The sequence below is a fragment of the uncultured Limnohabitans sp. genome (assembly GCF_937889215.1).
Lineage (GTDB): Bacteria > Pseudomonadota > Gammaproteobacteria > Burkholderiales > Burkholderiaceae_C > Limnohabitans_A.
Window position 1 is genome coordinate 1 of the sequence record NZ_CALBEX010000607.1, and the last position, 4,762, is coordinate 4,762.

A 4,762-nucleotide genomic window follows, 5' to 3' on the forward strand; every position below is an offset into this window, starting at 1 on the left:
AAACTGTGGCGTGGTATTTGGCCAACCCCGAGTGGGTACAGCATGTGCAAAGCGGCGCTTACCGCGAGTGGGTGAACAAGCAGTACAGCGCGCCATGAAAATCCTTCTTCTCGGAAAAAATGGCCAAGTGGGTTGGGAACTGCAACGCAGCCTGGCCCCCTTGGGTGAGGTGCTGGCGCTGGACCGCCACAGCACCGAACACTGCGGGGACCTGAGCCAGCCCGAGCGGCTGGCCAAGACGGTGCTGGCCTGGCAGCCCCAAGTCATCGTCAACGCGGCAGCCCATACCGCGGTCGACAAAGCCGAAAGCGAGCCCGAGCTGGCCCGTTGCCTGAATGCCACCGCACCCGCTGCGCTGGCGCAGGCGGCCGCGCAGACCGGGGCCTTGCTCGTGCACTACTCCACCGATTACGTGTTCAACGGCCAAGGCGAGTCGCCTTGGCAAGAGGACGACGCCACGGGGCCGCTCAGTGTGTACGGCCAGACCAAGCGCGAAGGCGAGCAAGCCATCGTGGTCAGTGGCTGTGCGCACCTGATTTTTCGCACCAGCTGGGTCTATGCGGCACGCGGCGGCAACTTTGCCAAAACCATGCTGCGCCTGGCCGCCGAACGCGAGCGCCTCACCGTCATTGACGACCAGTTCGGCGCACCCACCGGAGCCGACCTGATCGCCGATGTGACCGCGCACGCCATCCGGGCCAGTTTGCAACAGCCCGCGCTGGGCGGGCTGTACCACTTGGTGGCCGGCGGCGAAACCACCTGGCACGGTTATGCCAGCCATGTGATCGCGCAGGCTCGGCTCTTGCAGCCTGGCTTGGCCCTGAAGGTGAGCGACATCGCGCCTGTGCCCACCTCTGCATTTCCCACGCCCGCGCAGCGCCCGCTCAACTCGCGCCTGAACACGCACAAGCTCCAGCAAGCCTTTGGCCTGACGCTGCCGCCTTGGCAGCAAGGCGTCGACCGCATGCTCACCGAGGTCCTCTGAACACCCATCTGCTTGCGGCACAATCGTCTGAACGGATGGCCGCTGTTTTTGAGCAGACCTGTTCGACCCGATTTTTTGCTGAACGATTACCACCATGACCGACACAACCGCTACTGCCCCCGTTTCTGCGCATGACCAGGCCCAAATACTGGCTCAGGCCATGCCTTACATCCGCAAATTCCACGGCAAAACCCTGGTCATCAAATACGGCGGCAACGCCATGACCGACCCGGCCTTGCAGCAAGCCTTTGCCGAAGACGTGGTGCTGCTCAAGCTGGTGGGCATGAACCCCGTGGTTGTCCACGGGGGCGGGCCTCAAATTGAAATGGCCCTCAAGCGCTTGGGCAAAACCGGCACATTCGTTCAAGGCATGCGCGTGACCGACGCCGAAACCATGGAAGTGGTCGAGTGGGTACTGGGCGGCGAAGTGCAGCAAGACATCGTCGGCATGATCAACCGCGCAGGCGGCAAAGCGGTGGGCCTCACGGGCCGCGACGGCGGCCTGATCCGCGCCAAGAAACTGCGCTTGGTGGACAGCCAAGACCCCAGCAAAGAACACGACGTGGGCCAGGTCGGCGAAATCGAAAGCATCGACCCCGCCATCCTCCGGTGCCTGCAGGACGACGCCTTCATCCCGGTCGTCAGCCCCATCGGCTTTGGTGAGCACAACGAAAGCTACAACATCAACGCCGACGTGGTGGCGGCCAAACTGGCCACCGTGCTGCAAGCCGAAAAACTGCTCATGCTCACCAACATCCGTGGCGTGCTCGACAAAGAGGGCAACTTGCTGACCGAGCTGACCCCCAGCCGCATCGACGAGCTGTGCGCCGACGGCACCATCAGTGGCGGCATGATCCCCAAAATAGCGGGCGCACTGGACGCGGCCAAAAGCGGCGTGAACGCGGTGCACATCATCGATGGCCGCGTGCCCCACGCCATGCTGCTGGAGGTCTTGTCGGAGCAAGCCTTCGGCACCATGATCCGCAGCCGATAAAACCAGACCAACAGCAAGCGCGGCGTCACAAAAAAGGGAAGACATGTCAGATTCAGAACAAGCCCCAGATCACGAACACGAACGCGACGAGGACGCGACCCCGGCACGCAAGCGGCCCCGCCCCGGCGAGCGCCGTTTGCAGATATTGCAAACATTGGCCGCCATGCTCGAGCAGCCCGGCGCCGAACGCGTGACCACGGCAGGCTTGGCCGCCAAAATTGGCGTGAGCGAAGCGGCTTTGTACCGGCACTTTGCCAGCAAGGCGCAAATGTTCGAAGGCCTGATTGACTTCGTTGACCAATCGGCCATGGGCCTGATCCGGCAAGTCACCGACCGCGAGCCTGCCGGCCCCCAGCAGGCGGGGCGCATCGTTGCGCTGCTGCTGCAATTTGCCGAAAAAAACCCCGGCATGAGCCGCGTCATGAACGGCGAAGCCCTGGTGCTGGAGCACGAGCGTTTGCAAGAGCGCATCAACTTGCTGTTTGACAAGATCGAGGCGCAACTGCGCCAATCGCTCAAAACCGCCGAAGCCCCTGCGTCCAACACCGACGCGCAGGTCGCCGCCTCGGTGCTGGTGGCCTTCATGCAGGGCCGCTTGCAGCGCTTTGCCCGCTCAGGCTTCAAGCGTTTGCCATCTGAGCATTTGCAGGCGGCTTTGGCGCGGATGCTCTAACGGGCGCAAGCCTTGGCTGCTGAGTGCAGTTGGAGGCGGCATGCTTGCGCAAGCGGTGCGTCTCGGGTCTGAAGGTGCCGACCTGCGAGGGTGTTCACCAATTCCAAAGCGTCCCATCGTGCTGCAGCCTGTTTACCGGCAAATAAGCCCTTTTGTACGGGTACTTGGCGGCCAGCTTCTCGTCGATGTCCACGCCGTGGCCGGGTGACTCGCCGCAATACATCATCCCGCGCTCAAAGCGGTAGTCGTGTGGGAAGACCGAGAGCATTTTTTCGCTGTGCGGCATGAACTCTTGCACGCCAAAGTTGGGCACCCAGGTGTCAAAGTGCAGCGCCGCGCCCATGCACACGGGTGACAAATCGGTCGCGCCGTGGCAGCCGGTGCGCACTTGGTACAGGCTCGCCAAATCGGCGATGCGGCGCAGGTGGGTGATGCCGCCTGCGTGGACCACGGTGGTGCGGATGTAGTCGATCAGCTGTTTCTCGATCAGCGTCTTGCAGTCCCAGATGCTGTTAAAAATTTCGCCCACCGCAATGGGCGTGGTGGTGTGGTGGCGTATCCACTGGAAGGCTTCCTGGTTCTCGGCGGGCGTCGGGTCTTCCATCCAGAACAGGCGCATGGGCTCCAGTGCTTTGCCCAGCTGGCCCGCTTCGATGGGCGTCAAGCGGTGGTGCACGTCGTGCAGCAAATGGATGTCGGGGCCCACGGCTTCGCGCACGGCTTCAAACAGGCTGGGGGTGTGGCGCAAATACTTTTCGGTGCTCCAGTCGTGTTCGCTGGGCAAGTTGCCGTCGGCGGGTTCGTACATGCGGCTGGCACCATGGTAGCCACTCACGCCATAGACCTTGTTCAGGCCCGGTACGCCGCTTTGGGCGCGTATCGCCAAGTAGCCTTCCTCTTTGTGGCGCAAAACTTCGTCCACCGTCTCGGCTGTGTCGCGGCCATTGGCGTGGCCGTAGACCATCACCCCGGTGCGGCTGCGCCCGCCCAGCAGCTGGTACAGCGGCATGTTCGCCACCTTGGCCTTGATGTCCCACAGCGCGGTGTCCACGGCGGCAATCGCGCTCATGGTCACTGGGCCGCGCCGCCAGTAAGCGCCTTTGTAGAGGCATTGCCAGATGTCTTCGATCTGCTGCGGGTCGCGCCCGATCAGGCATGGCAGAACATGGTCTTCGAGGTAGCTGACCACGGCCAGTTCGCGGCCATTGAGCGTGGCATCTCCCACACCGTAAACACCTTGGTCGGTTTCGATCTTGAGGGTGACAAAGTTGCGGCCGGGGCTGCAAACGATGACGCGGGCGGCGGTGACTTTCATGGCTCAAGCCTTGATCGGTGATGGGTGGGTGTACATGTCGGACCTGAAGGCACCGACCTACAAAAGACGGAGTTGGCATTTTTGTAGGTCGGTTGCTTTAGCCCCGACATGAGGCCTGTGCCGAGGCGGACAAACGTCGGACCTGAAGGTGCCGACCTACGGGGAAACCTGGGTGTGGCGTTCATGCGCAGCGGTTCTTGTCATGCTTTTGCTGCTAACAATTGCTGGACTGCGGCGTCCACGCCGTGCTGAAGAACTTGTTGGTGCCAGTGCGTGACGTGGGCGATCCATGTGGTGTGTTGGGGCAGGGAGCCGCCCCACAGATCTTCTCTGGCCAGCAGGGCGCGCACGCAGGCTTCGGGTTCGGTGCGCTGGGCTGCGCCCATGGCCATGAGGCTTTCAGCTTGCGGGTCGTTCAGGGCATAGGCTTGGCCTTGCTCGTCCACACCCAGCGTGTAGCGCACGAACACGGCAGCCGCCAGTGCGTGGTGTTCAAAAGAAGCGCCTTGCGCGATTTGGCCGAGCACCGAAGGCGGCCAGCGCTGCGGAATTTTTTGCGAACTGTCGGTGGCGATCTGGTGCACGCTGTGTTTCAAATACGGGTTGCCAAAGCGGGCGATCAGCGCGTCGCGGTACTCGGCCCAGTCGGTGCGACTGAGGTGTGGCGCGACTTCGCGGCTCATGAGTTGGTGCACGAATGTGCGAATGTGTGGCACCCCGATGCAGCTGGCAATGAACGGTCTACCGGTCACGGCACCCATGAGCGCCATGGCCGTATGGCTGCCATTGAGCATG

At 62.6% G+C, this 4,762-nt stretch carries 4 protein-coding genes and 1 pseudogene; 3 read left to right on the forward strand and 2 right to left on the reverse strand.

Annotation, left to right across the window (positions count from 1 at the left end):
- Positions 1-94 precede the first annotated feature (94 nt).
- The 3 genes from rfbD (at position 95) to slmA (ending at position 2,652) form a co-directional block, all read left to right on the forward strand.
- On the forward strand, positions 95-985 hold the full coding sequence (gene rfbD / locus Q0341_RS15190; RefSeq protein ID WP_299515083.1) for a dTDP-4-dehydrorhamnose reductase: 891 nt from the start codon (positions 95-97) through the stop codon (positions 983-985).
- 94 nt (positions 986-1,079) lie between these two features.
- Positions 1,080-1,979 (forward strand): acetylglutamate kinase, encoded by a 900-nt coding sequence (argB, locus tag Q0341_RS15195; RefSeq protein WP_299515086.1) that lies wholly within the window; start codon positions 1,080-1,082, stop codon positions 1,977-1,979.
- Between the two features lie 43 nt (positions 1,980-2,022).
- A complete protein-coding gene (gene slmA, locus Q0341_RS15200; protein WP_299515089.1) occupies positions 2,023-2,652 on the forward strand; it encodes a nucleoid occlusion factor SlmA in 630 nt (209 codons plus the stop codon).
- Between the two features lie 94 nt (positions 2,653-2,746).
- Here slmA and manD read toward each other — a convergent pair whose 3' ends face one another.
- Positions 2,747-3,967 (reverse strand): D-mannonate dehydratase ManD, encoded by a 1,221-nt coding sequence (gene manD / locus Q0341_RS15205; protein ID WP_299515092.1) that lies wholly within the window; start codon positions 3,965-3,967, stop codon positions 2,747-2,749.
- A 200-nt stretch (positions 3,968-4,167) separates the two neighbouring features.
- Positions 4,168-4,762: pseudogene (locus Q0341_RS15210) on the reverse strand (mannitol dehydrogenase family protein); the annotation flags it as partial.